Below are 26,715 nucleotides of genomic sequence, written 5' to 3'. Positions count from 1 at the left end.
TCCATTGGACCTCAAACCCCGAGTTTTGCATGTTTGGTCTTGATGCGTTTCACCTGGCGCGAATACAGTTCGCCTTCACCGTCTCCTTTCACATTATCTTTCCCGCCATTACTATCGGGCTTGCAAGCTATCTGGCGGTGCTCGAAGGGTTATGGCTTAAAACCCGTCAACCGGTCTGGCGCTCGCTTTACCATTTCTGGTCGAAGATTTTTGCCGTTAACTTTGGGATGGGCGTCGTTTCCGGGCTGGTAATGGCCTACCAGTTTGGCACTAACTGGAGCGGTTTCTCACAATTTGCAGGCAGTATTACCGGCCCGCTGCTGACCTATGAAGTATTAACTGCCTTTTTCCTCGAAGCAGGCTTCCTCGGCGTGATGCTTTTTGGCTGGAATAAAGTCGGGCCGGGATTACACTTCTTCGCCACCTGTATGGTGGCGCTGGGCACGCTTATCTCGACATTCTGGATCCTCGCGTCAAACAGCTGGATGCAGACACCGCAGGGCTTCGAGATCGTGAACGGTCAGGTAGTCCCGGTTGACTGGTTCGCGGTGGTCTTCAACCCTTCATTCCCCTATCGCCTGTTGCATATGACGGTGGCGGCTTTCCTGAGCAGCGCTCTGTTTGTCGGCGCGTCTGCGGCCTGGCATCTGCTGCGCGGTAATAACTCGCCGGCTATCCGTACCATGTTTTCGATGGCCCTGTGGATGACGCTTATCGTCGCGCCCATTCAGGCCATGATTGGTGATATGCATGGTTTGAATACCCTGAAACATCAACCGGCAAAAATAGCCGCCATTGAAGGTCACTGGGAGAATCCGCCGGGCGAGCCTACGCCACTGCTGCTGTTTGGCTGGCCCGATATGGCGCAGGAGCGCACCCGCTATGGCCTTGAGATCCCCGCGTTGGGAAGCCTGATCCTCACCCATAGCCTCGACAAGCAGGTTCCGGCGCTGAAAGAGTTTGCCAAAGAGGACCGCCCTAACTCCACCATCGTCTTCTGGTCATTTCGCATTATGGCGGGTCTTGGCATGCTGATGCTGCTGTTAGGCGTGGCCGCGCTGTGGTTACGCAAAAAGCAGCGTCTCTATGTTTCGCGCCCCTTCTTATGGTTTGCGCTGCTGATGGGGCCATCTGGCTTAATCGCCATACTGGCCGGATGGGTGACCACTGAAGTGGGGCGTCAGCCGTGGGTCGTTTATGGCCTACAGCGCACGACGGATGCGGTTTCCGCGCACGGTGATTTGCATATGAGTATCAGTCTGCTGGCCTTTTTTGTGGTTTACAGCTCGGTCTTCGGCGTCGGATACAGCTACATGGTGCGCCTGATCCGCAAAGGGCCGCAGGATTTCACCCCACCTACTGATGGTACGCCTGCGCGTCCTCTTTCCGCGGCGATTACCCCCTCTCATTCACAGGAGCAGCACTGATGGGCGTAGACCTCTCTATTATCTGGTTTGTAATTATCGTCTTCGCCACTCTGATGTACATCGTGATGGATGGCTTTGATTTGGGGATCGGTATTTTGTTCCCGTTCACCCATAACGCCGCCGACCGTGACGTGATGGTAAACAGCGTCGCCCCGGTGTGGGACGGCAACGAAACCTGGCTGGTGTTGGGCGGCGCGGCGTTGTTTGGTGCATTTCCGCTGGCCTATGCGGTGATCATCGACGCGCTGACTATCCCGTTATCGTTGATGCTGATCGGCCTGATTTTTCGCGGCGTGGCATTTGAATTTCGCTTTAACGCGACGCCATCGCATCGCCCTTTCTGGGATAACGCTTTTCTCTGTGGCTCAATTCTGGCGACTTTCAGCCAGGGCGTGGTGGTCGGTGCGGTACTGAACGGTTTTCCGGTGGCTAACCGTACCTTCGCCGGTGGCCCGTTCGACTGGCTGACGCCGTTTACGCTGTTCTGTGGAGTGGGCCTGGTCGTGGCCTACGCCCTGCTGGGCGCAACCTGGCTGGTTATGAAGAGTGAAGATCCATTGCAACGTATTATGCGCCGCCACGCTCGTGGGCTATTGATGGCACTGTTAGCGGTGATTGCGGTGATTAGCGCGTGGACCCCGCTGGCGCATCCAGCCATTGCGCAGCGCTGGTTTACGCTACCTAACCTGTGGTTCCTGTTACCGGTTCCTGTGCTGGTGATGGTCGTAAGCCTTGTCATCTGGCGCGCGCTGGCCCGTCCGGAATGCCATGCCCGGCCGTTTGTCTTAACGCTGGTACTGATTTTCCTTGGTTTTAGCGGGCTTGGGATCAGCATCTGGCCGCACATTATTCCGCCCGATATCACCCTATGGCAGGCGGCTGCGCCGACGCAAAGTCAGGGCTTTATGCTGATTGGCGCCCTGCTGATTATTCCCATTATTCTGGTTTATACCTTCTGGAGCTACTACGTCTTCCGTGGGAAGGTTCAACATGGCGAGGGGTATCACTGATGCAAAAATCATGGCTTCAGCGGCTATTCTGGCTGGTGGCAATCTGGGGCGGCAGCGTATTAACGCTGGCAGTGGTGGGATATTTATTTCGTTTAATGATGACCGCCGCCGGATTTAAATCCTGATAATACGCTACAACAATGGCAATACAATGCCAGCGCAGCCGCGTTAATTCAGGCACAATCGGTCCCCTCTCCCTGTGGGAGAGGGTTACGCTGAGGAATGAGCGCTTACTTGCGCTTCGGCAACGTCTTCAGCAACTCTTCCGGGCTGACCGACCCGACCACGCTTCCCGGCAGCGGCATTTTCAGGATGTGATTCTTGATTTTCCCGACGACGTGCATTTCACACGGGCGACAATCAAACTTCAGCGTCAGCACCTCATCACCGTGAACAAGCTGCATCGGCGTGGCGCGCCAGCTCTTAATTGACCCTTTCGCCTGTTTCGGGCACAAATTAAAGGCAAAACGCAGGCAGTGTTTGGTGATCATCACCGGCACATCGCCCTTCTCTTCATGCGCTTCATACGCCGCATCAATAAGCTTCACACCAAAGGTCTGATAGAATTCGCGCGCTTTGTGGTTGTAGACGTTTGCCAGGAAACTAAGGTGCGTTTCCGGATACACCGGCGCTGGCGTACTGACCGGTTTACGGCTGCCGCGTTGATACGCCGCCAGTCGCGCCGTTTCAAGCATTTCTACAGTTTCACGACGCAGCTGATTCAGCACGCTGTTTGGGACAAACAACGCTTCCGCTAACTGCACGTCGGCGCGGCGCGGGTAATAGCGGGTCTGCCCCAGCTTCGCGATGCCATCCTGCAACTGGCTCAACGCTTTCTCCGCATTGTTGGCCGGGGCGAATTCGCCATCCAGCGTATGGGTCACGCTGACGCCATCCTCGCTGGTCATGGTTAATACCAGTTGCTCCTGCCAGCCCGACAGTTCAACGTCCACGCCGATGCGGCGCTCGCTGGAGGTTTTCAGCAACGCCTGCTGCCAGTTATGGTCAAGGTTACGGTTAAGGACGTGATTCGGACGCACCTTATAAAGATCGGCAGGCATTTCGTTTGGCCAGACGCGATAACGGTTTTCACCGGTTTTCTCAACCGTATTCGCACGGAAGCCCACCACTTCGCGTTTAATCAGCACGTTCAGGCCATCGCCATTGGCTAACGGTTCGGTCACTTCCACGTCCAGGTGATCTTTGCTGACTTTCAGCACTTCACCGACCGGCAGACCAACGAACTTCGGCGAATCAAAAGCACCAATATCGCCTTTACGGGCGTTAACGAAATAGTCGGTGCTACCGCGATGGAACGTTTTATCGGTGGACGGAATAAAGAAATGCTCAGTACGCCCCGCTGAAGCACGCGCCAGGTCGCCGCGTTCTTCGATAATCGCATCAAGCATCTGCCGATAATGGGCGGTGATATTTTTCACGTAGCTCATGTCTTTGTAGCGCCCTTCAATTTTGAAGGAGCGTACGCCCGCATCAATCAACGCGCCAAGGTTGGCGGTTTGATCGTTATCTTTCATCGACAGCAAATGTTTTTCGAACGCCACCACGCGCCCCTGATCGTCCTTCAGGGTATACGGCAGACGACAAGCCTGTGAGCAATCACCACGGTTGGCGCTGCGCCCGGTCTGGGCATGGGAGATATTGCACTGACCGGAATAGGCCACACACAGCGCGCCATGAATAAAGAATTCGATGGTTGCATCGGTGCTTTCATGGATTGCCTGAATCTGTTGCAGGTTCAGCTCGCGCGCCAGCACAATCTGACTGAAGCCCACATCAGAAAGGAATTTCGCTGTCTCAACGCTGCGAATATCGCACTGTGTACTGGCGTGCAACTCAATTGGCGGGATATCCAGCTGCAATATGCCCATATCCTGCACAATCAATGCATCCACGCCGGTCTCGTAGAGATCGGTAATCAGCTTCTGCGCGGGCTCCAGCTCATCATCATGAAGAATGGTATTAAGCGTGATAAAAATCTTCGCACCGTAGCGATGGGCGAAAGGCACCAGTTCGGCAATATCACTCAGGCTGTTGCTGGCATTATGGCGAGCACCAAAGCCAGGGCCGCCGATATAAACCGCGTCTGCACCGTGAAGAATAGCTTCGCGGGCAATCGCCGTATCTCGGGCCGGGCTCAGTAATTCAAGATGATGGTTTTGCAGGCGCATACTGTCGTTGTTATCCGTTGGGGTCAAAATGGCGGCTATTGTAGTCAGATCCTGGCGCAGACCAAACACTTTTCCACCCCGTCTGCGCGGTCAATTTCTCTTTTCCGGCAAAGTATCGAAGAATTAACTATTTCCACGCGCTCACCGGGCCGATTACAGTAGGCACGTATTCCGGATTTCCTCGTCACGTTATTGATGATTACTGTCTCTATGACGCACCGCAAGCTCGCTTGCGGTTTTTTCTTTTGGGTAGTGAATCAGCGAATGAAAATGCACGGGCTGGTCGCCACTGTTGCGATAAGCATGGGCTTCATCACCCGCGAAACGTAACCCTTCCCCTGGCGTCAGGCTGCGCCACACACCCGCCACGCACATATCGAGGGTACCGCTGATGGCAACGACGTGCTCAATGACACCTTTTTCATGCGGCGTCGATTCACTCAACGCGCCCGGAGCCAGCACGATGGAAAAATGATCGAAGCATAGTTCCGGGTCCCACGGAAAAACGGGCGTAACGACCATCGCCTGCTGCTGTGGGTCAAACGCACCTGGGGCCTCAACCTGCGGTGGCGTAATAAAGACTGAAAACGGCACATTCAAGCCAGTGGCGATTTTCCATAGCGTCGCCACCGTGGGGCTGGATTCATTACGCTCGATTTGCCCGAGCATCGCTTTGGACACGCCTGTCTCTTCCGCCAGCCTCGACAGACTCCACTCGCGCTGCTGGCGCAGCATTTTCAGCGTGGCTGACAGATGTTGTGCAATATTCATATCACCTCTCCAGTGCAGAAACGGCTTTATTATATCAAAGGTTTACTGAACAGCCTGTGCTAATCATCACTACTTGTGCGTTATAGCGCACAGTGCTACAGTTCTTTTGGACGCTATAACGCACAAGAGGTCAATATGTTCACTCGTTTTTGCCCCTTCCCGACGCTGTTGGCCGGGTTTGTCGCGGTGCTGGTGGGCTACGCCAGCTCAGCGGCCATCATCTGGCAGGCTGCTGCCGCTGCCGGGGCAACTGCCACGCAAATCGCCGGATGGATGACGGCATTGGGGCTGGCAATGGGGATCAGCACGCTGGCGCTGACGCTATGGAAAAAAGCACCCATTTTAACGGCCTGGTCAACCCCCGGTGCGGCGCTACTGGTGGGCGGCTTAGAGGGCGCAACGCTCAACGAGGCGGTAGGGATTTTTATTTTCGCGAACGCGCTGATTGTACTGTGCGGGGTAACCGGGTTATTTGCCCGGCTAATGAAATGGGTTCCGCATTCACTGGCGGCGGCAATGCTGGCGGGGATCTTACTGCGTTTCGGGTTACAGGCGTTTACCAGCCTGCAAAATCACATGGTCCTCTGCGGTAGCATGCTGCTTGCCTGGCTTCTCTGTAAAGCCTTCGCACCACGTTATGCAGTCGTGGCCGCCCTGATAGTCGGTAGTCTGGTGGCCTGGCTGGGTGGCGAGGTGCAGCGCAATACGCTCACTTTCACCCTCGTTGCGCCTGAATTTATCCCGCCGCATTTTTCTCCCGCGCTGCTGTTAAGCGTGGGTATCCCTTTTTTCCTGGTCACCATGGCCTCGCAGAATGCACCGGGATTTGCCACATTACAGGCTTCGGGCTATCACATTCCCGCCTCCCCGTTGATCGTTTTTACCGGGGCGCTGGCGTTACTGTTCGCGCCGTTCGGCGTTTACTCAGTTTGTATCGCCGCGATTACTGCGGCTATTTGCCAGAGCCCCGATGCCCATCCGCAAGCCGCGCAACGCTGGCGTGCCGCCGCCGCTGCTGGCGTATTTTATCTGTTGGCAGGCCTATTTGGCGGGTCGATCACGGCGTTGATGGCATCGCTTCCCGCCGCCTGGATTGAAATGCTGGCAGGGCTGGCACTACTGGGAACCCTTAGCGGCAGCCTGTATCAGGCGCTGCAACAGGCCAATGAACGTGACGCGGCAATGGTTACTTTTTTGGTCACCGCCAGCGGGCTTTCGCTCGCCGGCGTCGGCTCAGCGTTCTGGGGATTAATACTGGGTGGCGCAAGTTATGCGCTGCTATCGCAGGTGCGACGCGCGTAGTTGCGATGGCGTAACGCCCTGCACGCGTTTAAAGCGATTGCTGAAATGGCTGGCCGAGCTAAATCCGCAGGCCAGCGCGATATCGGTCAGTGGCAATGCCGTATTACGCACCAATTGCTCTGCGTGATCCATACGTCGTTGCATCACATACTGATGCGGCGCAAGGCCGGTTGACTGACGAAACATACGCGCAAAATGGTATTCGCTGAGCGCGGCCTGCGCAGCCAGATCCGCAAGCGTCAGCGGCTGCGACAAATTGGCGTCTATCCACGCCAGCACATTGCGCAGCACCGACGGCGCAAGACCGCCTGTCACCGAGGGCAGTCGCCACTGAACAGAGGCGTAATTCTGGATAAGATGCGTCAGCAGCAGTGTACTGGCGCTGCTCAACGTCAACTGGTTCGCAGGTTGCTGCCAGTCGCAGCTCAGCAGGAACTGACGATAAAGCGCAGTGATTTTAGCGTCATCGGCAAAGGATTTTTCCTCAAGCTGAATGGCTACCGGGCTTCGGTCCCAGATCTGCTCGCCAATGCGTTTCAGATGCTGGTCTGTGCAATAAAGATGAACGAAAGAGAGGTCACCGCGAATATCCCACGTTGATTCACAGGATTGCGGCATCAGGCAGAAGCGATCCGGGCCCCCGCCGTTTTTCCAACCGTGCGGCGTTTTCTGATAACTTTCATAGCCATCCGCCACATAAAGGCTCAGCGTATGATGATCGCTTTCAACGGTGACAGTGTCACAATTATTATACCAGGCCGCAAGCTGGATATCTGAGTTGAGCACAACCGTTTCACGCAGCACGGCGTTCTGACTTTGCAGGCGTTCCAGAGTAGCGTAGGAATGTGTCATTGGCGGTCTGTATCACGATGATTCATAGACCTAGTCTATGTAGCGATGCCCATGATTGCCAGAGTTGTTCGACCCTGCTCACAAAAAATCCGCAAGAATTTGCAAGTCTGTGGCAAGACGCTGCAAGCGCCATCCAGCGAGCCCCGTCAAACTGGATTTTTCTGAGTCATTGAGGAACGCGCATGAACGCACTGCTCTACATATTGGTTGTCGCCATCTGGGGCACAACGTGGATCGCCATTTTTTTACAACAAGGCCCGGTACCGGCAACCGTGTCTATCTTCTGGCGCTTCGCAATCGCCAGCGTCACCATGCTGACAATTCTGCTCCTGACTCGCCGTCTGCGCCGCCTCGCCTTACGCGACCATCTTTTTTGCATCTTGCAGGGTTGCTGTGTATTCGGCTTTAACTTCTGGTGTTTTTACACCGCCGCAAGCTGGATTAACACCGGGCTGGAATCGGTGATTTTCTCTATGGCGGTGCTGTTTAACGCCATCAACAGTTTTCTCTTTTTTCGCCAGACGCCGCCAGGGCGCTTTTACCTTGCGGCACTGCTGGGACTGGTCGGGATTATCACCCTGTTCTGGGACGATCTTCAGGTCTCCGGGCTCAGCAGTACGATGCTGCCGGGCATTCTGTTGAGCGCGCTTGGCACGTATGGCTTCTCGCTGGGGAATATGCTCAGCATCCGCCACCAGCGACGCGGGTTGGAAACGCTGACCACCAATAGCTGGGCGATGCTCTACGGCACGTTGATCATCGGCGCAATCGCTCTGTTACGCGGCGAAAGCTTTACGCCAGAGTGGACCATGAGCTATCTCGGTGCCCTGTTCTACCTGGCTATTTTTGGCTCGGTGATTGCCTTTGGCGCTTACTTCACCCTGGTAGGCAGAATCGGTGCCAGCAACGCGGCGTACAGCACATTACTGTTTCCACTGGTCGCGCTGACGCTCTCGACGTTGTATGAAGGTTATCAGTGGCATGTCAACGCCATTATCGGGCTAGTACTGATTTTGGTCGGGAATCTGGTGATGTTTGCGCGAATACCCGCGTGGCTTTTGAGAACGCGCCTTAAAATGAAACAGGCGTAAAAAATCGGGTGGCCTGGGCCACCCGATTTCCGTTTATTTCATTGCCGGGTCAAATTTGACGGCATCCACCGCCATATCGTCGATAGTTTGCTTCAGGGTTTGCAGGGTCATCGGGGTATTTTCATTGTTGAGGTCTTTCCCTTCGCCTTTACGTACCACTTTCACCACCGGTTTATTGGTTGCCGCATCGATCAACTCGCCCTCGAAGAAGAGATGGGTATCCATGGTTCGGTGACCCGTCGCCATTTGGGTACCCGCAACCACCAGCGCGACAGGGACTACCTCATAGAACTGAAGCCCTTCATTGCTGGAGTTTACCGCCGTAATCGCGCCGCGGAAAATCAGGCTATGCGGGCCAGGTTGGGTCACGATTTTTTTATGTTGAGAGACAGCCTGTTTAATCTGTTGATCGGTGTAGTTACGAATATCATCCAGCGCTTTCTGACCAATTTGGGTGCTGGGTTTTGGCGTCGGATAATAAGTCACCGGGTTATAGACAATACTGTCATAGTTTTTCGGATTGTAATTAGGATCCACCCAACGCAGGGTCGGTTTGCCCGTTGCGGAGGTGGTTTCCTGCAGATTCGAATAATCTTTTAAAAAGCCGGAATACTGCGTAGGTTCCGCGACTTTCGATGCACAACCAGACAGAGCAATAACGCCCGCAAAGGCCGCAACTTTGAAGAACGTATGAGTACGCATGGGTTTGATCCTGATAGAGGTACGATTTCAAAAGAGTTATAGCAAAGGAATGAACCCGGTGTTGTTGCAAAAATGGTTGTCGCTCGCAATTTATAGAAAAAAAATAATTAGTTAGCAGGCGAATAAAAAATAACCGGCGTAATTGTTAGCCGGTTATTTACGATATGATAAAAGGAATAGTAGGATCTTTAGCGTTTATACCGTTTTTTGCGCCAGCATCGTGGCAAAACGCAGTTTAATACGATTGCCATTGGCATCAGTACGGTGCAGTTCACCTGGATTCTCGTTATATTTAAGTAAGTTCCAGCCTGCATAGTAGTGACGCAGCTCATCAGTTTTAAACGCAAAAGGGAAACCCACGGTACAAGGATAGTCTTCAGTATCCATCGCTGCGACAATCAGGTTATATCCGCCGGGTTGCGTACAACGCTGCATATTCGCAATTAAGCCAGGAATCGTTTCCGGTTGCAGGAACATCATCACTACGGTCGAAAGAATAAAGTCATATTCCCCGTCAAAGCTCAGTGCGTTGAGATCTTTAATCGCCGATTGCACATTCTCCAGCCCTTCTTCACGACGGATCGATTCCAGGTTAGTGATGCTTGCCGGATTCTTATCCCATGCCGTAACGTCAAAACCGTTTGCAGCAAGGTAAAGCGTGTTACGCCCGTTACCGCAGCCGAGATCCAACGTTTTGCCAGGCTTAATCACTTTCGCCGCCTCCAGCACCTCGGAATGCGTACGGGTCAGGCCATATTTTTCACTGAAGTAGTTTTCATCACGAATCGTCATCATCAATCCTTACTTTTCTCTAAAACAGAACGGTCGACACGGACCAGCAGTTTCCCCTGAAGCAATAACACCAGCGTGCGTATCAATAACAGGCCAATAATGAAATTGGTAAAGATAAACATCGGCAACGCCAGGTGATGGTAGAAACCGACACCACTGGCATGGCCGAGATGCAGCGCCGTCGTGGCAAGCGCGGAGATACCAAACGAGAAGCTCCAGAACGACGCATTAAAAGCCTGACGCAGATACCAGGGCATCAGGCGTAGCATAAACAGCAGTTGAAGCAGGCCATAACCAAACAGCATTTTGGCGAAGACATCCGCGTGCCCGCCGTTGACGCTCAGCCATGCGCTACAGGCCACCAGCGCCGGAGCAAGTTGAATACCCAGAGAAGTACGCAGCGGCACCGGTAATTCGCCACCGCTACGCAAGCGCTGAACGATAGCCGGTTCGAGCGTGATCCATGAAATTACGCCCGCCCCCAGAAACGCCAGCCCGGCGTCGTTAAAACCCAGTGCGCCGCAGGCCATGGTGCTGATAAAGTTATTCGCCACAGTCGGTAAATAGAGCCCCGGCGTGGTGGCGCCTTCGGGATGTTCTCCGCGCCACAGCCCCGCGGTTTGCCAGGCGGCGTAAGCCAGTTGCAGCGTCACCCCCACGGAAAACAGCACCAGCGCAATCGGCCTGTCCCACGGCGTAACGCCAATTGACACCAGCATCGTTGTTGCCGGAAACAGGCTGACAAAACTGCTGGCAATCGGATGTCGCATTTCGTCGATGACGCTATGCGGAAAGCGTATCGCCCGGCTGATAAACGCCAGCGCCCGCAGGCTCCACATAACGATTGCCAGAATCACCAGACCGTCGCCAATCGCCCGGCTCACCGGCCAAATCGTGCTGGCGTAGCGCCAGGCAAACCCCATCCCGATGGTCCCCAGCACCATGCCAAAATAGCCAGCGGGTAAATTCAACACCTTGCTCTCACACTTCGAATTCTTCATTTTGTTTATATTATCAACTAATTTTGAAGATGCATTTTAAAGTAATCTTTAAATGCCCGCTACCTGCAATATTTGCTACGTTTATCTTAGTGCGAAGCAATGAGAATAACCGATGAAAAAATACCGCCTTAGCGAACAGACCCGCACACACTCGTTTACGGAAAATGGCGATAAACGCAACGTTGTGGCGCGGCAAATCATCGCCCTGCGTGACTTTGCCGATGTCACCGCAGGCAGCGCGGGCGGTTGGGTAGACGACGAAAATGCGCTAAGTCAGCAAGGCGATTGTTGGATCTACGATGAAAACAGTGTGGTATTTGCAGGCGCGCATGTCGAAGGAAACGCCCGCCTGACGCAGGCTTGCGAAGTCAGCCATCATGCGCATATCCGCGGAGAGGCCTGGATCGATGGCAGTAAAATCAGTCATTATGCCCGGATAAGTGACAACGTCACCGTGCAGGCATCCACCGTTCGCGGATATTGTCACCTGTTTGGCAACGCGCGCATTTTACACCATAGCCAGGTGATTGCCGCCCGAGGGCTGACGCCTGATAACGATCAAGTGCTTCAGATTTACGACCACGCGACGGTGAGCCGCTCACGGATTGTTCACCAGGCACAAATTTATGGTGAAGCGATTGTGAATCATGCTTTTGTTGAACATCGGGCGGAGATTTTCGAACGTGCCCTGCTGGAAGGCAACGAAGAAAATGACGTCTGGGTCTGCGACTGCGCGAAAGTGTATGGCAACGCACGGGTGGTAGCCGGGGCCGGTGAAGACGCCATCCCCACCCTGCGATACAGCTCGCAGGTGGCTGAAAATGCGGTCATTGAAGGTAATTGCCTGTTGAAACATCATGTGCGCGTCGGCGGTCACGCAGTACTCCAGGGCGGCCCGATTCTGCTTGACGACAACGTGTTGATTTACGGGCATGCCCATATTCGCGGCGATGTGGTGATCGAACATCATGTTGAGATTGAAGGTGATGCCGTCGTCGAAGCCTTTGGGGATGACGTGATTCATTTGCGCGGACGCGCGGTGATTCGCGGCGAGCAGCGGATTACGCGCACGCCGCTATTAGGATCACTTTGACGCGTTGTCGATAATCCGTGCGTAGATATTTTGATCGTAATAAACGCCGTTGAGAAATTCCGCCTGCTTCAGACAGCCTTCGAGGCTAAACCCGTTACGTAAGGCAACCTGATTGCTGCGCGCGTTATCCACGCGGCATTTAATGACGAAGCGTCGGACTTCGCCGCGTTGTACAAAGTAGTCAATAAACGCCTGCAACGAGGCGGAAAGAATGCCCTTGCCTTGCTCAGACTCATCCAGCCAGTAACCGATATAACCGGTCTTGTTGGTCGGTTCAATCTGATTAAACGACAGTACCCCCACCAGCGTGTCACGCTCGAAAATCATAAACATTTTCACGATGCCGCGCTGATGCAGCATCATATTGCCCAGCACATGCTGATGCGTATCCTGCTCGCGGGTGACCAGCAGCGGCCAGTTCATTGACGCAGAAAGCCAGTCTCTGTTTTTAATAACCAACTGATGCAGCGCCGGAACGTGGCTTTCATCGACGGCGTGGAGGCTCAATGTAGGGCTAACCGGGATAATCTCCTGCGAAGACATGGCGTTTCCTCAATGAAAAAGCCGGATGGTGCTTCGCTTATCCGGCCTACAGGTTACAGTTTTATTCGATTACTTCATCACGCGGTCGTCAACGTACTGACGTTTATCCGGCGCAGGCGGGAAATACTGATACAACCAGGTTTCACTGATAGCATCCCCCTGACAGCGCAGGAACATACGCATATCAACCGGGTCGGTTGAGTCGGAGGTCGGATACCAGTCAAAGAGAATACGGTAGCCGTCGAACGGTTCCACGTAGAGGATCTCAACCTGTTTGGCTTCCCCACTGGAGAGTGTAATGACCGGCTCGATACCTTTCGGCGCAGCCGCTTTCAGATCGCCGCCAACGAAATCGATAGCAAATCGACGTGACCATTTTTCCGGGTAATGCTCGCCCGGCGCCCAACCTTCCGGGAAGCTGCCCATACCGGTCCGGGTCGCCATCACGCGGGCCAGCGGTGAACGCACCGGCGGCATCGCGCTCCAGTAGAGGCGGTAGCTGAAGTTAAGCGTATCGCCCGCTTTCACCGGTTTTTCCGGCTGCCAGAAGCAAACAATGTTATCGAGCGTTTCACCGGTGGTCGGGATTTCCATCAAACTGACGGCCCCTTTGCCCCACTGATTACGCGGTTCAACCCACAGGCTCGGGCGCTTATTGTACCAGCCCATAACGTCCTGATAGTGCGTGAAATCGCGATCCAATTGCAACAAGCCAAAGCCTTTTGGGTTTTTGTCCTGATACGCGTTGAATTGCAGTTTCTGCGGATTATTCAGCGGACGGCAAATCCACTCGCCGTTACCCAGCCACATCGCCAGACGATCGGAGTCGTGAATTTGCGGGTGGATAGTGTCGCAGACGCGGCGTTCGTTATTGCCGCAGCTGAACATACTGGTCATCGGTGCAATACCCAGTTGTTTGATGTCTTTGCGCGCGTAAATATGATTTTCAACGTCCATGATCACCTGGCTTTCCGCACAGTTGATGATGAACTTATACGCGCCGGTTACGCTTGGGCTGTCAAGCAGCGCATAAACCGTAAAGACGGTTGCCCCTGGTTTCACCGTTTCAAACCAGAACGAGGTGAAATCCGGGAATTCTTCCAGGCTGTCGGTGTAGGTATCCACCGCAAGCCCTCGGGCGGACAAACCGTACTGATAAGTACTGTCGACTGCACGGAAGTAGCTCGCGCCAAGGAAAGAAACGATATCGCGACGCGCCAGCTCCGGCGCTTTAAAGGCGCGGAATCCGGCGAAGCCGAGATCGGTCTGCCCTTCCAGCTGTTTGGTATCGACGCCCGTGTCGGTGTATTTAAACAGCTCCGGACGGAAATGCACTTCGCGCGCCTGCTGCGTGGCGGCATCCACGGAGAACATCCGCACGCGACGGCGGAACCCCATCCCCACGTGGAAGAACTGGATGTCTAACTGGCGATCGTCAACGTTGTTCCACAGAGAATGTGCGGCATCATATTGAATGCTGTTGTAGGCCTGCGGCGTCATGTTCGCCAGCGTTTCCGGCAACGGACGCGGCGCGCCACCCCATGGCTGACGGGAGAGATCGTGTGCCATAGACTGCAGCACCGAAAAGTCGAAACGACGGGTTTGCCCGTCCGCAATATCCGACTCCTGCGCTAACGCAGCCTGAGAAAAAAGGGAAGCTACACCGGATGTCCCGCACACGGCGGCAACAGCCATTGATGATTTAAGAAAGTGTCTGCGGTTCATGCCTGAGAAAGCGTCCTTTTTAAGAGAAGAATGCGGTAAACGGTTACGTCGTTAAGTCCGACCACTCTAGACAAAATCGATTAATAATCCAATTGTTGGCGCGATAAATTGTTCTGACTGGCGCAAAAAAATTCTGTCGAGGGGAAGAGACTGAATAAGGTGTAAATTTGTGTATAAAAAACGTTATTTACCACGAAAGGTGTTGCACACGTTGCACGGGTGAAGTTAAGGCTCCGACTAAAATCGCCGCAAAAATTCGGAATTCATCAATCCAGTATAAGAGGGATTAAGGCGTAGAATACGCGTGGGTGCTTGAGGCTATCTGTCTCAGGCATTTGCAGGACGGCAGATAGAGAAAAGCCCCGAGTGATTTTTCAATCAACCCGAGGCCCCCTATATGCAGACACATGTAGAGTGCCTCTTACAGACCGTAAGGTCAATTCAACGCTCAGTTCTCAATCCAACGTCACATGATGCTTCATCACCCGTTTAAACAACGCCAGCCGCGCAAGCATAAAACGGTTTTCCACTTTAAAACCTGCATGCTTATTCAGGCCAATTCTCAGTAGGCGGTCGCGTCCCTGTATCGATGCAGGCCAGCGCGTTGGGCCATTGAGCACAGTGCAGGTGGCACTGGCATGATGCGCAAAATTCACCCAATAATCGGCCACCTGTGCCGCAAAGGCTCTGTCTCGCTTATTGACGTAAAATCGGGCAGGTTCTGCCAGCGTCAGGGTATCAAAAACGTAAGGGACTTCGTTGCCATGCCACGCGCCATTGGCATAAGTCGCGTGTTCCGCTTCGGCTACATAATCAAACCAGTAGCGCCAGCAGGGTTGATTCACCCGCTGTTGAGCCTGCATCACCACATAGCCCAGGGTCGTAAAGGCCATATCCCGGCACACCTGACGCCCGAGTTCTTCATCGCCCTTCACACCCGGATAGAGCAGTTTAATAAGCCCCAACCCCAGACGTCGGGTTCGCCTGAGTTTTTCTATCTCACCGGCAAGATCAACACCAAACACCGCCATTACGCTGGCTTCGTCGCTGTTCGAACCAATCAACACCGGCATCGCATGCTGTTTCCCGGCAAAAAAGACGTCCAGCATGGGCTGTGGTAGCACCGCGTCTCCGGCGATGGGCGTTGGGCCAATATTGAGCGGTGCTTCGAGCGGCCAGAACTTTTCCGGCGGGATCGCTCGTAGCTGGTCCGCGCTGGCATTATCCAGGCCAAAGTGCGCCGCCAGCTGTACGCCCTTCTCCAGCGCCTTTTCGCGTGGGGTATCGGGAAGCGTATAGCCACTCTGGATCACCGCTTTGTGAAACAGCCCCGCCGCTTTCGGCGATGTCATGAGTGACAGCACGCTGCGCGCGCCCGCAGACTCGCCAAATAACGTGACATTATTGCTGTCACCACCAAATGCCGCGATGTTCTCCTTAACCCAGCGTAGCGCGGCGATTTGATCCATCAGGGCAAAGTTATTCAACGGCTCGTCGTCTTCTCCTTCAAGGGCCGGATGAGCAAAAAAGCCCATATGCCCGAGCCGATAGTTAACCGTCACCACCACCACATTTCGTTGCGCCAGCGCTTTGCCGTCGTACGGCGGCAGACCGCCCGCACCAATGGTGTACCCGCCACCGTGCAGCCACACCATCACGGGTAAAGGAGCTGAACGCGCGGCTGGCGACCAGACATTCAGATAGAGACAATCTTCTGAGAAGCGCCCCGGATCGCCACCGCCCAGTTCGCGGCAGTAGTCGATATTCTGCCAGCAGGACGCAGAGAAAGTATCGGCCTGACGCACGCCACTCCACGATTGAACGGGCTGCGGCGCACGCCAGCGTAAAGCACCGACAGGCGGTTGCGCGAAGGGAATGCCTCGCCAGAGGTGGATATTCTCATCAACGAGGCCAAGAAGTGTGCCCTGGCGGGTTTCCGCCAGCGGCGTTGAGGGGTTTTGCATCGATTCCGTCCTTTATCAATCTCCCTCAAGATTACCTGTTTCAGAGCAGACCGCAACGCCGTTTGCTGCGCGCTTCTGCCTGCTCGTAGAGAGTAAATTCATCCAGCACCGGGCAGCCCAGCGCCTGTTCAAAGGCATCACGGCTGGCGTTTCCGTGATGCCGCGTCGAATTGCCGTTTCCAAGGTTGGACTGAAAAATCCCCGCCGCGCTGACCGGCAGGAAATCTTCATAAATAATTGGCTGCGCAATCACCCAACCGCGCTCAATTAACGGCTGCGGATCGTCGCCAGGATGAAATGCCTGACGATGTGCTTCCCCAGCGGGCGTCAGACGATAACGAAACCAGGCGAGCCCCTGCTGGCGAAGCAGAAATTCGCTATCCGGGAACGCCTTGAACACATCCTGTAAATGCAGTTGATGGGTTAGATTATCGCTACCGACACCCGCCTCATTGAGCAATTTGTCATACAGCGCCCGCCCTTTTTGCGTTAACGCGATGCCCCGTTGCTCAATTTCACCGAACCGCGCGGTATGCGTTCCCTGCCCATCCCCAGCAAATTTCACCGGCTCTTCCAGCGCTTTAAAACTGGTCTGACGCAATAACAACGGAACATCACGGCGAGGCGGGCCTTCAATCACCGCTTTCGGCTCGATTCCGTATTCCGCCATCAGCGCCTGTACACGGTCGATATCCAGCGTGCGCGGCGTGAGATGGTTGATGTGACAACCGGGGAAACAGACAACATCGGCAATTAACCGATGCTGCTGATGCAGCGCCTGGTAGGTCTCGCGATCGACCGTCGCCGACTGATGCCAGCGAAAGGTTTCCAGCGCTTGCTGGACAAACTCCTGCGCCTGCGACGCCGTGAACTCGCCCCGCTCTTCATGTAGCGCAATCAGTTCGCGGCAACGCGGGGTAAAAATATCACGCTGCTGTAAAATCTCAGCAGCACGCTGCCTGAGCGCGGGCTCATCAATTAATTCCAGGCGTAAAAGCGAGGTAAACACGCGAAATGGATTGCGCGACAATGCCGCATCCTCTACCGGGCGAAATGCCGTGGAGTGCACCGGCACGCCCGCCTGAGAGAGATCATAATAGCTAACCGGGTACATTCCCATAATCGCGAACATGCGCCGCAGCATCGATAGCTCCTCAGCCGTGCCGACACGAATCGCCCCATGACGCTCAACGTTTAGCCGAGCCAGTTCATCCGCATTTACCATTTGTTCATGCAGGCGCGTGTTATTTTCCAGCACCGCCAGATTCACGTCTGCAACCAGCTCCAGCAACGTGCCGTACTGCGGCACTTCCTGCTGATACATTGCCGACATCGCCTGCGAAAAATCTTCCCGAATCTCATCTGCCGTGATGCTTTGCGCCATGATGTCATGCCTCCAGTGAATATATTCTGGAGTGTAGAAAAGCTAATGACACTGCGTGGCAAGAATTTGGAAAGTGTGATCGGCATGACGCTGTAAGCGAAACGGAGAGGTATAACCACAGGTTATTAAACAAACATCTTAAATTCACTTTAAATTAACATTGAATTTACACACACTCATTGTGGCGACAAAAACAACACCCTACACGGAGCCACCCTATGAGCACAAAATGGTCACCGCAAGAAGTTATCCATCGCGACTATAACAGTCATCCGCCCGCGTTTGCGCCGGGCTACAAAACCAGCGTGCTGCGCTCGCCGCGCAATGCACTAATCTCCCTGCAAAACTCACTGTCGGAAATCACCGGCCCGGTTTATTCCAGCGACGATCTGGGTCCTCAGGATAACGATTTAATCCTGAATTATGCCAAAGATGGCCTGCCGATTGGCGAACGCATCATCGTTCACGGTTATGTACGCGACGGATTTGGCCGCCCGATGAAAAACACCCTGGTTGAAGTCTGGCAGGCCAATGCCGGCGGCCGTTATCGCCATAAAAAAGATCAGTACCTGGCACCGATCGACCCCAATTTTGGCGGCTGCGGCCGCGTACTGACGGATGAAAATGGCTATTACTTCTTCCGTACCATTAAGCCGGGCCCGTATCCGTGGCGTAATCAGGCGAGCGACTGGCGTCCTTCGCATATACATTTTTCGCTGTCAGGCGATGCCTTTGCTCAACGTCTGGTGACGCAGATGTATTTCGAAGGCGATCCGCTAATCAAACAGTGCCCTATTGTTAAAACCATCAATAACGATGATGCCATCCGCACGTTGATTGCCGAGCTGGATACGCATGCGGCGATTCCGCTGGATTGTCTGGCGTATCGTTTTGATCTGGTGTTACGCGGGCAACGTGCAACACTGTTTGAAAACCGCACTCAGGGGGCTGCGCGATGAAAAATTATTTACAGGAAACGGCCTCACAGACGGCAGGCCCATACGTCCACATCGGCCTCGCGCCGGATGCCGCCGGGTTCCATATTTTCGAAAAAAACTTTGGTCCGGTACTGGTTAATAGCCATACTCAGGGCGAGCGCATTACCATTGAAGGGCGTGTACTGGATGGTTCAGGCACGCCAGTGCGCGATGTCCTGCTGGAGATCTGGCAGGCGAACGCCAACGGCCGCTATAACCACCCGGCGGACAGACAGGAAGGCAAAGCGCTGGATGCCGATTTCCGTGGCTGGGGTCGCGCCTGCTCAGATTTTGATAGCGGCATCTGGCGCTTCGAAACCATCAAACCCGGCCCGGTAGTGGGGCGTGATGGGCGTATGATGGCACCGCACGTTAATCTGTGGATAGCCGCACGCGGCATTAATATTGGCCTGAATACGCGGATGTACTTTGCCGACGAACAGGCCGCAAATCAGACCGATCCCGTACTGAATCTGATTGAGTGGGAAGTTCGCCGCCAGACGCTCATCGCCCAAAAAGAGACGCGCGGTAACGAGACCGTGTACCGTTTTGATATCTATCTACAGGGTGATAAGGAAACCGTCTTTTTCGATCTTTAACCCCCCGATGCCCGGCGTCGCTGCGTTTGCCGGGCTTTCTTTTTCCCTGACCCCCTTTGCTTTGCCAGAAAATTCTTGTAACTCAATTAGATCAGATGTTAAAAATAATTTGCAATCAGGTTATCAATTTTAAACAGTATTACTTGTCACTCTTATCGATCTGTTCTTAACATCGCGTATGGAAAAAAATGCTCTCTTTAGTCAGCGCATTCGTCTGCGCCACCTGCACACTTTCGTTGCCGTCGCCCAACAAGGAACTCTGGGGCGCGCGGCTGAAACCCTTAATCTCAGCCAGCCAGCGTTATCCAAAACGCTTAATGAACTGGAGCAACTGACCGGCACCCGCTTATTTGAACGTGGGCGTCTTGGCGCACAGCTGACGCTTGTTGGTGAGCAGTTTCTTACCCACGCGGTGAAAGTTCTGGATGCGCTAAATACCGCAGGTCAGGCATTAACCCGCAAAGAAGGCAGCCATCACGATGTCGTCCGAATCGGCGCATTGCCTACTGCTGCGCTGGGGATCTTACCGATGGTGCTGGGTCAGTTTCATCAGCAACAGCATGATGTCACGTTGCAGGTAGCAACAATGAATAACACCATGCTGCTGGCGGCGCTGAAATCAGGGGATATTGATTTTGGTATTGGTCGGATGTCCGATCCGGAGCTGATGACCGGCCTAACCTATGAGCTACTGTTTCTGGAATCGCTCAAGCTGGTAGTACGCCCGGACCACCCTCTTCTGCATGAAAATATCACCTTGAGCCGCGTATTGGAGTGGCCTGTTGTTGTCTCTCCGAAAGGGACCGTTCCCCGTCAAAATGCGGAAACGCTACTGCAAAGCCAGGGTTGTAAAATGCCTGCGGGATGTATTGAAACGCTGTCAGCCTCGCTTTCTCGCCAGTTAACCGTAGATTATAACTACGTGTGGTTTGTGCCGTCTGGCGCGGTCAGGGACGATCTGCGACGCGGTGCGTTGACCTCGCTTCCCATCGCGACCCAAGGTCAGGGCGAGCCCATTGGTGTGTTGACGCGTGTAGACAGCCCCCTCTCCAGCTGCGCGCAGACGCTGCTGGCAGCCATTCGCAAATCAATGCCAGGTTGACCTTCCGCATTCCGGCCCTCTCCGCCATGGAGAGGGCGGCTACCGCTTCACCTCAGATGCCGTCACCATAGATCAATTAATGCGAAATCATTTATTAACAATTGCGTAATGCCATTTAACAGATCTATTATAGCCATAAATTAACCATATGGTTCATTCGTAATTCATATGAGTATCGGATGAACATGAATAACAAGCAGATCTCTTTCATTTAAAACAACACCCCTTCTATGTGTGATTCATTTGGTTCACTCATCTGGGTTTGGCTGTCATCAGGAGAACAGTATGGCAACGGGTATTTCACTCAAAGGACTCCCCCGGGTCCTGAAATGGCTTCTCGCCGGGCTGATGTTTATCATCGGTCTGGCCGTGGGCGCGCTGGGCATTAAACTCGCCACTGTGGGAGGAACCTGGTTCTTCGCACTGATGGGACTGGTGATGATTGTCGCTGCGGCGCTGATTGCACGTAATCGTCGTAGCGGGATAGTGCTGTATGCGCTGGCGTTTATTATTGCGTTGATTTGGTCCGTCAGCGATGCAGGCTGGGATTTCTGGCCCCTCTTTTCACGTCTGTTCACCTTTGGGGTACTGGCCTGCCTTTGTGCTATTGTCTGGCCATTCTTGTCCGTGTCGCCACAGGCCAAGAAAGGTCCGGCCTTTGGTCTCGCGGCTATCATCGCGGTAGGATTACTGGCCAGCTTAGGGGGAATGTTCAAAACCCATACTCTGGTAAGCGCAAATAAAGAGGTACCGGTGAAGCCGGTGACCGCCGGCGAGCAGCAGAAAAACTGGCTCCACTGGGGGAACACGACTCACGGCGATCGCTTTGCCGCGCTGGACCAAATCAACAAACAGAACGTCGATAAGCTGCAGGTGGCGTGGGTGGCACACACCGGAGATATTCCGCTCAGTAACGGTTCCGGTGCAGAAGATCAGAATACCCCATTACAGGTGGGCGACACGCTGTTCGTCTGTACGCCGTACAGTAAAGTGCTGGCGCTGGACGTCGACAGCGGTAAAGAGAAGTGGCGCTATGATTCGAAAGCCACCGCACCAAACTGGCAGCGTTGCCGCGGGTTAGGCTATTACGAAGAGAAGCAGAGCGTCGCCGCTGCGGAAAATAACAGCGCGCCAGCGGCCTGCCCGCGTCGTTTGTTCCTGCCAACCACCGACGCGCGCCTTATCGCAATCAATGCCGATACCGGTAAACCGTGCGCCGATTTTGGTGATAACGGCGTGGTTGATCTGAGCGTTGGGATGGGCGAAATCAAACCCGGTTATTATCAGCAAACCTCAACGCCGTTGGTAGCCGGTAATGTGGTGGTGTTGGGCGGCCGCGTGGCCGATAACTTCTCCACCGATGAGCCACCGGGCGTGGTGCGTGCTTATGACGTACACACCGGTAAACTGGCGTGGGCATGGGATCCGGGTAACCCGAACATTACCGGGCTGCCGCCGGAAGGCCAGACCTACACGCGCGGGACGCCAAACGTGTGGTCCGCGATGTCCTATGACGCCAAACTGAATCTGGTCTACTTACCGACCGGGAATGCGACGCCAGATTTCTGGGCAGGCGAACGTACAGCGCTGGATGACAAATACAGCTCGTCGATTGTGGCCGTTGACGCCACCACAGGTAAAGTGCGCTGGCACTATCAAACCACCCACCACGATCTGTGGGATTTCGACCTGCCTTCCCAGCCGTTGCTGACCGATTTGCCTGACGGCAAAGGCGGCACCACGCCGGTGCTGGTACAAACCAGCAAGCAGGGCATGATCTTCATGCTGAACCGCGAAACCGGCGAGCCGGTGGCGAAAGTCGAAGAGCGCCCGGTTCCGGTTGGTGATGTTAAAGGCGAACGCTATTCCCCTACTCAGCCGTATTCCGTCGGTATGCCGATGATTGGCAACGAAACGCTGAAAGAGTCGGACATGTGGGGCGCAACGCCAATCGATTTGCTGCTGTGCCGTATTCAGTTTAAAGAGATGCGCCATCAGGGCATTTTCACCCCACCTGGCGAAGATCGTTCGCTGCAATATCCCGGTTCGTTGGGCGGCATGAACTGGGGCAGTGTCTCCATTGACCCGAACAACAGCCTGATGTTCGTTAACGATATGCGCCTGGGTCTGGCGAACTACATGGTACCGCGCGCGAAAGTGGCGAAAGATGCCAGCGGTATCGAGATGGGGATTGTCCCGATGGAAGGCACACCGTATGGCGCAATGCGCGAGCGCTTCCTGTCGCCGCTGGGTATTCCGTGTCAGAAACCGCCATTCGGTACGATGTCAGCGGTCGATTTGAAATCAGGCAAAATCGTCTGGCAGGTACCGGTGGGTACGGTGGAAGACACCGGGCCGTTGGGTATCCGCATGCATATGCCGATTCCTATCGGGATGCCGACGCTGGGCGCGTCGATGACGACACAATCTGGTCTACTGTTCTTCGCCGGTACGCAGGATTTCTATCTGCGCGCGTTTGATACGGCAACCGGGAAAGAAATCTGGAAAGACCGACTGCCGGTGGGTAGCCAGTCTGGCCCGATGACCTATGTGTCGCCGAAAACAGGCAAGCAATACATTATCATCAACGCCGGCGGCGCACGTCAGTCACCGGATCGTGGTGATTACATCATTGCGTACGCCCTGCCGGACGCACAAAAGTAACTCTCCGTGTCGGGTGATTTCTCACCCGACCTTTTAACCTAAAACGATTCCCAGCTATCGCCGCCTGCCACGGCTAACGTCGGTGCGGTAGCCGGGACGTTTTCTTTCTTCACACCGCTGCGTGAAGGAATATGAAAAGTCCCTACCGCTTCAGTTAATCGTGCTGCCTGCGCCTCCAGCGAGGCCGCCGCTGCCGATGCTTCCTCCACCAGCGAGGCATTCTGCTGAGTGACGTTATCCATCTCGGTAATCGCCTGGCTGACCTGCAAAATCCCGCGACTCTGTTCATCAGACGCCGCCGCGATTTCCAGCATAATGTCCGTCACGCGTTTCACCGCATCAACAATTTCCGTCATCGTAGCCCCGGCGTTCACCACTTCATCCGAACCGCGCTCAATCAGGGTGACAGATTCAGAAATCAGTCCTTCAATCTCTTTCGCCGCCTGCGCGCTGCGGCTGGCGAGCGTGCGCACTTCACTGGCGACCACCGCAAACCCACGCCCCTGTTCGCCAGCACGCGCCGCTTCCACCGCCGCGTTGAGTGCCAGAATGTTGGTCTGGAAGGCAATACTATTGATCACCGCAGTAATTTCGGAGATCTTCTTCGAACTGGTAGAAATATTGCCCATTGTTGTGACCACACCTGTGACCAGTTGCCCGCCACGCATCGCTTTCCCGGAGGCATCCTCCGCCAGTTTACTGGCGTGATGAGCGTTATCGGCGTTTTGTTTCACGGTTGCGGTAAGCTCTTCCATGCTGGCGGCGGTCTGTTCAATAGCAGCCGCCTGTTGTTCGGTCCGTGCAGAGAGATCCGTATTGCCCACAGATATTTCGCTGGTACCACGATAGATTTCCTCCGCCCCCTGTCGTACCGAACCCACCGTTTTCACCAGCGCATGCTGCATTTTTTGCAGGTTAAAGCTGAGTTGGCCGATTTCGCTGCGCCCGGTAGATTCATCAGGCTGGGTGAGATCGCCGCTGGCGATTTGCGCGATACGCTGCCCGGCATGTTGTAAGGGTTTAATCACAATACGGCGCAACACCACGAAGGTCATTATTGTCAGCACCAGCGCCAGCGCAAAGGCTGCCGCCATGAACATCAGCCCCAGACGGGTACGCTCCAGCGACAGATCAGTAAGGTGATTAGCCCTGTCGGTACGAATCTGAATCACTTTCAACAGCACCGCGTTATAGCGATCGTCCAGCGGTTTCGCCTGTTCGTTTTCATGATTAATGATCGCTTCAAACATGCCATTTTTAGCGTATTTCAGCATTGGCTTCAGACCATCAATATAGGCGGTATAGCGAGCATTAAGCTCTTTATCCAGCGCACTATCTGCTGACGTTTTCACCCGACGCTCACGATATTGAGTAAACGCCGCCTGCGATTGCTGCATGCGGGATTCCGCCGTCGCAATATTGCGTTTCATCTCTTCCATTTCAGCAATCCGGCTCGCCGCGCCGGCGTGAATGAGCTCAATACGGGTCGTGCGCAGATGGTTAGAGCTGTTTGATAAGCCCATCCGCACCTGCAATTCTTCGGTGACATCTTTTTGATCCTGCTCCGCCTGCAACAGGAAATAACCCGCAAGCCCGGAGCTTAAGGCAAACAGCAGAATAATGCCGCCAAGGATAGCGGAGAAAAGCGGAACTAAACGAATATGGTGCAGGAAACTGAGTTTTTGCGGCGGGTGTTGGGTTGTAGTGTTGTCCATGCCAATCGACTCTCTTCAGGTAAGCGGCGTACAAACACGCCCGTAAGATTGTCATCGGCAAGTCAGAGGATTTGATTATGGCTAAAAGCGCAAGGTGGGTCACAATTTGGCGTAAAAAACGTCCTCCCCCGACGGGAGAGGACGCCTGGGATTACGCGTCGCCGAAATGAATAACCGTACGAATGGATTTCCCTTCGTGCATCAGATCAAACGCTTCGTTGATTTGCTCCAGCGGCAGACGGTGCGTAATGAACGGATCGAGCTGAATTTTGCCCGCCATGGCGTCTTCTACCATTCCCGGCAACTGGGAACGGCCTTTTACGCCACCAAAAGCAGAACCACGCCATACGCGGCCAGTCACCAACTGGAACGGACGGGTTTTGATTTCCTGACCTGCGCCCGCAACGCCGATGATGACGCTTTCGCCCCAACCTTTATGGCAGCATTCCAGCGCGGCTCGCATGACGTCGACGTTTCCGATACATTCGAAGCTAAAATCAACGCCACCATCGGTCATTTCGACAATGACATCCTGAACCGGTTTATCGTAATCCTTCGGGTTAATGAAATCGGTCGCGCCCATCTCTTTCGCCAGCTTGAATTTCTCCGGGTTGGTATCAACGGCCAGAATGCGTCCCGCTTTCGCCTGTACCGCCCCCTGAATCGCCGCCAGGCCGATGCCGCCCAGACCGAAGATCGCAACGGTATCACCCTCTTTTACTTTTGCGGTGTTATGCACCGCACCGATACCGGTAGTGACGCCGCAACCCAGCAGACAAACTTTGTCGAGCGGTGCCTGCGGGTTCACTTTCGCCAGTGAGATCTCGGCACACACGGTGTATTCGCTGAAAGTACTGGTGCCCATGTAATGGAAAATCGGTTCACCGTTATAGGAGAAACGGGTGGTGCCATCCGGCATCAGACCTTTCCCCTGGGTAGCGCGAACGGCCTGACAAAGGTTAGTTTTGCCAGACTTACAGAACTTACACTCCCCGCATTCGGCAGTATAAAGCGGAATAACATGGTCGCCCGGTTTCAGGCTGGTGACACCTTCGCCCACTTCAACAACGATGCCGCCGCCTTCATGCCCCAGCACCGCCGGGAATACGCCTTCCGGATCATCGCCGGATAAGGTAAATGCATCGGTATGGCAAACCCCGGTATGGGTGATTTTTACCAGTACTTCGCCTTTTTTCGGCGGCGCGACATCGATTTCAACAATTTTCAGCGGTTGACCTGGGCCAAACGCGACAGCTGCACGTGATTTCATAGCGGTCTCTTCCTTTATGATGTTTTATTTTAGATAAGATCGTAGCAGATGACCGACTTCAGCCATGCGCACGGCGCGCTGATCGGGCGTCGTTTCGCCGCTTACCAGCTCGTCTTTAAGGTGCATTTCAACCAGTTCGCCCATCAGGCCATTGGCGGCCCCGCGAATTGACGCGATCTGTTGCAGAATAGTCAGGCACGGCTCGCCGGATTCCAGCGCGCGTTCAAGAGCATCAACCTGCCCTTTAATGCGGCGTACCCGGGTTAGCGCCCGTTTTTTATCGTCAGGGGAATGCGGCATACGCCCTCCATTAGTATAGGGGGGTATACTATCATCGATATGATACAGATGTAAAACAATCACCAAATGAATATGTTGATAGGGTGCATTGAGGATGCCAGCCAACCATTGAGATTGGCGGGGATCGCTCCCATAAGCGCTAACTTAAGGGTTGTGGTATTACGCCTGATATGATTTAACGTGCCGATGAATTACTCTCACGATAACTGGTCAGCAATTCTGGCCCATATTGGTAAGCCCGA

General features: G+C 54.2%; 23 protein-coding genes. 10 read left to right on the top strand and 13 right to left on the bottom strand.

Features of this window, described 5'->3' with window-relative positions:
• Positions 1-29 precede the first annotated feature (29 nt).
• The 3 genes from F0Q32_RS25175 to F0Q32_RS25165 are packed head-to-tail and all read left to right on the top strand — an operon-like array spanning position 30 to position 2,562.
• Positions 30-1,427 (top strand): cytochrome ubiquinol oxidase subunit I, encoded by a 1,398-nt coding sequence (locus F0Q32_RS25175; protein WP_149465113.1) that lies wholly within the window; start codon positions 30-32, stop codon positions 1,425-1,427.
• Positions 1,427-2,437, top strand: coding sequence for a cytochrome d ubiquinol oxidase subunit II (gene cydB, locus F0Q32_RS25170; protein ID WP_149465112.1), 1,011 nt, complete (start codon positions 1,427-1,429; stop codon positions 2,435-2,437). Before F0Q32_RS25175 ends, cydB begins: the two co-directional genes overlap by 1 nt.
• Entirely contained in the window at positions 2,437-2,562 is a 126-nt protein-coding gene (locus tag F0Q32_RS25165) for a DUF2474 domain-containing protein (RefSeq protein WP_149465111.1), read from the top strand. The genes cydB and F0Q32_RS25165 overlap by 1 nt, the downstream gene beginning before the upstream one ends.
• 105 nt (positions 2,563-2,667) lie before the next feature.
• Here F0Q32_RS25165 and F0Q32_RS25160 read toward each other — a convergent pair whose 3' ends face one another.
• Entirely contained in the window at positions 2,668-4,626 is a 1,959-nt protein-coding gene (locus F0Q32_RS25160; protein ID WP_149465114.1) for a U32 family peptidase, read from the bottom strand.
• 189 nt (positions 4,627-4,815) lie between these two features.
• Positions 4,816-5,397 carry a helix-turn-helix domain-containing protein gene (locus F0Q32_RS25155; RefSeq protein ID WP_149465110.1) on the bottom strand — a complete coding sequence of 194 codons (582 nt, stop codon included), beginning with the start codon at positions 5,395-5,397 and terminating at the stop codon, positions 4,816-4,818.
• Positions 5,398-5,532: 135 nt separating this feature from the next.
• On the opposite strand from F0Q32_RS25155, the gene F0Q32_RS25150 reads away from it, so the two are divergent.
• Entirely contained in the window at positions 5,533-6,699 is a 1,167-nt protein-coding gene (locus tag F0Q32_RS25150) for a benzoate/H(+) symporter BenE family transporter (RefSeq protein WP_149465109.1), read from the top strand.
• Here the strand turns inward: F0Q32_RS25150 and F0Q32_RS25145 are convergent.
• Positions 6,676-7,551, bottom strand: a complete 876-nt coding sequence (locus F0Q32_RS25145) for a helix-turn-helix domain-containing protein (RefSeq protein ID WP_149465108.1) — start codon at positions 7,549-7,551, stop codon at positions 6,676-6,678. The genes F0Q32_RS25150 and F0Q32_RS25145 overlap by 24 nt on opposite strands.
• A 182-nt stretch (positions 7,552-7,733) precedes the next feature.
• Here F0Q32_RS25145 and F0Q32_RS25140 point away from each other — a divergent pair, with 182 nt between their 5' ends.
• Positions 7,734-8,642 (top strand): DMT family transporter, encoded by a 909-nt coding sequence (locus tag F0Q32_RS25140; protein ID WP_149465107.1) that lies wholly within the window; start codon positions 7,734-7,736, stop codon positions 8,640-8,642.
• A 33-nt stretch (positions 8,643-8,675) separates the two neighbouring features.
• Here the strand turns inward: F0Q32_RS25140 and F0Q32_RS25135 are convergent, their stop codons facing one another.
• The 3 genes from F0Q32_RS25135 to tehA form a co-directional block, all read right to left on the bottom strand.
• The gene (locus F0Q32_RS25135) at positions 8,676-9,344 is read right to left on the bottom strand and encodes a DUF3313 domain-containing protein (RefSeq protein ID WP_149465106.1); all 669 of its coding nucleotides are present in this window, start codon (positions 9,342-9,344) and stop codon (positions 8,676-8,678) included.
• A 195-nt stretch (positions 9,345-9,539) separates the two neighbouring features.
• Complete coding sequence (gene tehB / locus F0Q32_RS25130) at positions 9,540-10,136, bottom strand: tellurite resistance methyltransferase TehB (protein WP_149465105.1); 597 nt, start codon at positions 10,134-10,136, stop codon at positions 9,540-9,542.
• 2 nt (positions 10,137-10,138) lie between these two features.
• Positions 10,139-11,137, bottom strand: a complete 999-nt coding sequence (gene tehA, locus F0Q32_RS25125) for a dicarboxylate transporter/tellurite-resistance protein TehA (protein WP_149465104.1) — start codon at positions 11,135-11,137, stop codon at positions 10,139-10,141.
• 112 nt (positions 11,138-11,249) lie between these two features.
• Here tehA and ydcK point away from each other — a divergent pair, with 112 nt between their 5' ends.
• Positions 11,250-12,230: a YdcK family protein gene (gene ydcK / locus F0Q32_RS25120; protein WP_149465103.1), complete on the top strand. Its 981-nt coding sequence runs from the start codon at positions 11,250-11,252 to the stop codon at positions 12,228-12,230.
• Here ydcK and rimL read toward each other — a convergent pair.
• The 4 genes from rimL to F0Q32_RS25100 all read right to left on the bottom strand — a co-directional run bounded on the left by rimL (position 12,222) and on the right by F0Q32_RS25100 (position 17,846).
• The gene (gene rimL, locus F0Q32_RS25115; protein WP_149465102.1) at positions 12,222-12,773 is read right to left on the bottom strand and encodes a 50S ribosomal protein L7/L12-serine acetyltransferase; all 552 of its coding nucleotides are present in this window, start codon (positions 12,771-12,773) and stop codon (positions 12,222-12,224) included. The genes ydcK and rimL overlap by 9 nt on opposite strands.
• A 69-nt stretch (positions 12,774-12,842) precedes the next feature.
• Positions 12,843-14,498 carry a glucan biosynthesis protein D gene (locus F0Q32_RS25110; RefSeq protein WP_149465101.1) on the bottom strand — a complete coding sequence of 552 codons (1,656 nt, stop codon included), beginning with the start codon at positions 14,496-14,498 and terminating at the stop codon, positions 12,843-12,845.
• A gap of 455 nt (positions 14,499-14,953) precedes the next feature.
• A complete protein-coding gene (locus F0Q32_RS25105) occupies positions 14,954-16,462 on the bottom strand; it encodes a carboxylesterase/lipase family protein (protein ID WP_149465100.1) in 1,509 nt (502 codons plus the stop codon).
• 40 nt (positions 16,463-16,502) lie between these two features.
• Positions 16,503-17,846 carry a VOC family protein gene (locus tag F0Q32_RS25100; RefSeq protein WP_149465099.1) on the bottom strand — a complete coding sequence of 448 codons (1,344 nt, stop codon included), beginning with the start codon at positions 17,844-17,846 and terminating at the stop codon, positions 16,503-16,505.
• Positions 17,847-18,064: 218 nt separating this feature from the next.
• On the opposite strand from F0Q32_RS25100, the gene pcaH reads away from it, so the two are divergent.
• From pcaH to F0Q32_RS25080, 4 genes are all read left to right on the top strand, one after another.
• Positions 18,065-18,805 (top strand): protocatechuate 3,4-dioxygenase subunit beta, encoded by a 741-nt coding sequence (gene pcaH / locus F0Q32_RS25095; RefSeq protein ID WP_149465098.1) that lies wholly within the window; start codon positions 18,065-18,067, stop codon positions 18,803-18,805.
• Positions 18,802-19,422: a protocatechuate 3,4-dioxygenase subunit alpha gene (pcaG, locus tag F0Q32_RS25090; RefSeq protein ID WP_149465097.1), complete on the top strand. Its 621-nt coding sequence runs from the start codon at positions 18,802-18,804 to the stop codon at positions 19,420-19,422. Before pcaH ends, pcaG begins: the two co-directional genes overlap by 4 nt.
• 178 nt (positions 19,423-19,600) lie before the next feature.
• Complete coding sequence (locus tag F0Q32_RS25085; protein WP_149465096.1) at positions 19,601-20,524, top strand: LysR substrate-binding domain-containing protein; 924 nt, start codon at positions 19,601-19,603, stop codon at positions 20,522-20,524.
• Positions 20,525-20,809: 285 nt separating this feature from the next.
• Positions 20,810-23,188 carry a glucose/quinate/shikimate family membrane-bound PQQ-dependent dehydrogenase gene (locus F0Q32_RS25080; RefSeq protein ID WP_149465095.1) on the top strand — a complete coding sequence of 793 codons (2,379 nt, stop codon included), beginning with the start codon at positions 20,810-20,812 and terminating at the stop codon, positions 23,186-23,188.
• Positions 23,189-23,226: 38 nt separating this feature from the next.
• Here F0Q32_RS25080 and F0Q32_RS25075 read toward each other — a convergent pair whose 3' ends face one another.
• The 3 genes from F0Q32_RS25075 to F0Q32_RS25065 all read right to left on the bottom strand — a co-directional run bounded on the left by F0Q32_RS25075 (position 23,227) and on the right by F0Q32_RS25065 (position 26,473).
• Entirely contained in the window at positions 23,227-24,903 is a 1,677-nt protein-coding gene (locus tag F0Q32_RS25075; protein WP_149465094.1) for a methyl-accepting chemotaxis protein, read from the bottom strand.
• A gap of 151 nt (positions 24,904-25,054) precedes the next feature.
• Positions 25,055-26,173: an S-(hydroxymethyl)glutathione dehydrogenase/class III alcohol dehydrogenase gene (locus F0Q32_RS25070; protein ID WP_149465093.1), complete on the bottom strand. Its 1,119-nt coding sequence runs from the start codon at positions 26,171-26,173 to the stop codon at positions 25,055-25,057.
• Positions 26,174-26,197: 24 nt separating this feature from the next.
• Positions 26,198-26,473 (bottom strand): metal/formaldehyde-sensitive transcriptional repressor, encoded by a 276-nt coding sequence (locus tag F0Q32_RS25065; protein WP_015964534.1) that lies wholly within the window; start codon positions 26,471-26,473, stop codon positions 26,198-26,200.
• Positions 26,474-26,715: the final 242 nt, after the last annotated feature.

This window comes from Pseudocitrobacter sp. 73 (genome assembly GCF_008369545.1).
Classification (GTDB): domain Bacteria; phylum Pseudomonadota; class Gammaproteobacteria; order Enterobacterales; family Enterobacteriaceae; genus Pseudocitrobacter; species Pseudocitrobacter vendiensis.
The sequence above is the reverse complement of the archived record's forward strand: the minus strand, read 5'-3'. Positions and strand labels throughout refer to the sequence as shown.

Excerpts from the sequence above, each read along its gene's own strand:
- F0Q32_RS25105 (WP_149465100.1), bottom strand. The coding sequence starts at position 16,462 with ATGCAAAACCCCTCAACGCCGCTGGCGGAAACCCGCCAGGGCACACTT.
- F0Q32_RS25100 (WP_149465099.1), bottom strand. The coding sequence starts at position 17,846 with ATGGCGCAAAGCATCACGGCAGATGAGATTCGGGAAGATTTTTCGCAG.
- rimL (WP_149465102.1), bottom strand. The coding sequence starts at position 12,773 with ATGTCTTCGCAGGAGATTATCCCGGTTAGCCCTACATTGAGCCTCCAC.
- F0Q32_RS25150 (WP_149465109.1), top strand. The coding sequence starts at position 5,533 with ATGTTCACTCGTTTTTGCCCCTTCCCGACGCTGTTGGCCGGGTTTGTC.
- ydcK (WP_149465103.1), top strand. The coding sequence starts at position 11,250 with ATGAAAAAATACCGCCTTAGCGAACAGACCCGCACACACTCGTTTACG.
- F0Q32_RS25160 (WP_149465114.1), bottom strand. The coding sequence starts at position 4,626 with ATGCGCCTGCAAAACCATCATCTTGAATTACTGAGCCCGGCCCGAGAT.
- tehB (WP_149465105.1), bottom strand. The coding sequence starts at position 10,136 with ATGACGATTCGTGATGAAAACTACTTCAGTGAAAAATATGGCCTGACC.
- F0Q32_RS25140 (WP_149465107.1), top strand. The coding sequence starts at position 7,734 with ATGAACGCACTGCTCTACATATTGGTTGTCGCCATCTGGGGCACAACG.
- pcaH (WP_149465098.1), top strand. The coding sequence starts at position 18,065 with ATGAGCACAAAATGGTCACCGCAAGAAGTTATCCATCGCGACTATAAC.
- F0Q32_RS25085 (WP_149465096.1), top strand. The coding sequence starts at position 19,601 with ATGGAAAAAAATGCTCTCTTTAGTCAGCGCATTCGTCTGCGCCACCTG.
- F0Q32_RS25135 (WP_149465106.1), bottom strand. The coding sequence starts at position 9,344 with ATGCGTACTCATACGTTCTTCAAAGTTGCGGCCTTTGCGGGCGTTATT.
- pcaG (WP_149465097.1), top strand. The coding sequence starts at position 18,802 with ATGAAAAATTATTTACAGGAAACGGCCTCACAGACGGCAGGCCCATAC.
- F0Q32_RS25065 (WP_015964534.1), bottom strand. The coding sequence starts at position 26,473 with ATGCCGCATTCCCCTGACGATAAAAAACGGGCGCTAACCCGGGTACGC.
- tehA (WP_149465104.1), bottom strand. The coding sequence starts at position 11,137 with ATGAAGAATTCGAAGTGTGAGAGCAAGGTGTTGAATTTACCCGCTGGC.
- F0Q32_RS25165 (WP_149465111.1), top strand. The coding sequence starts at position 2,437 with ATGCAAAAATCATGGCTTCAGCGGCTATTCTGGCTGGTGGCAATCTGG.
- F0Q32_RS25075 (WP_149465094.1), bottom strand. The coding sequence starts at position 24,903 with ATGGACAACACTACAACCCAACACCCGCCGCAAAAACTCAGTTTCCTG.
- F0Q32_RS25070 (WP_149465093.1), bottom strand. The coding sequence starts at position 26,173 with ATGAAATCACGTGCAGCTGTCGCGTTTGGCCCAGGTCAACCGCTGAAA.
- F0Q32_RS25110 (WP_149465101.1), bottom strand. The coding sequence starts at position 14,498 with ATGAACCGCAGACACTTTCTTAAATCATCAATGGCTGTTGCCGCCGTG.
- F0Q32_RS25145 (WP_149465108.1), bottom strand. The coding sequence starts at position 7,551 with ATGACACATTCCTACGCTACTCTGGAACGCCTGCAAAGTCAGAACGCC.
- F0Q32_RS25080 (WP_149465095.1), top strand. The coding sequence starts at position 20,810 with ATGGCAACGGGTATTTCACTCAAAGGACTCCCCCGGGTCCTGAAATGG.
- F0Q32_RS25175 (WP_149465113.1), top strand. The coding sequence starts at position 30 with ATGTTTGGTCTTGATGCGTTTCACCTGGCGCGAATACAGTTCGCCTTC.
- F0Q32_RS25155 (WP_149465110.1), bottom strand. The coding sequence starts at position 5,397 with ATGAATATTGCACAACATCTGTCAGCCACGCTGAAAATGCTGCGCCAG.
- cydB (WP_149465112.1), top strand. The coding sequence starts at position 1,427 with ATGGGCGTAGACCTCTCTATTATCTGGTTTGTAATTATCGTCTTCGCC.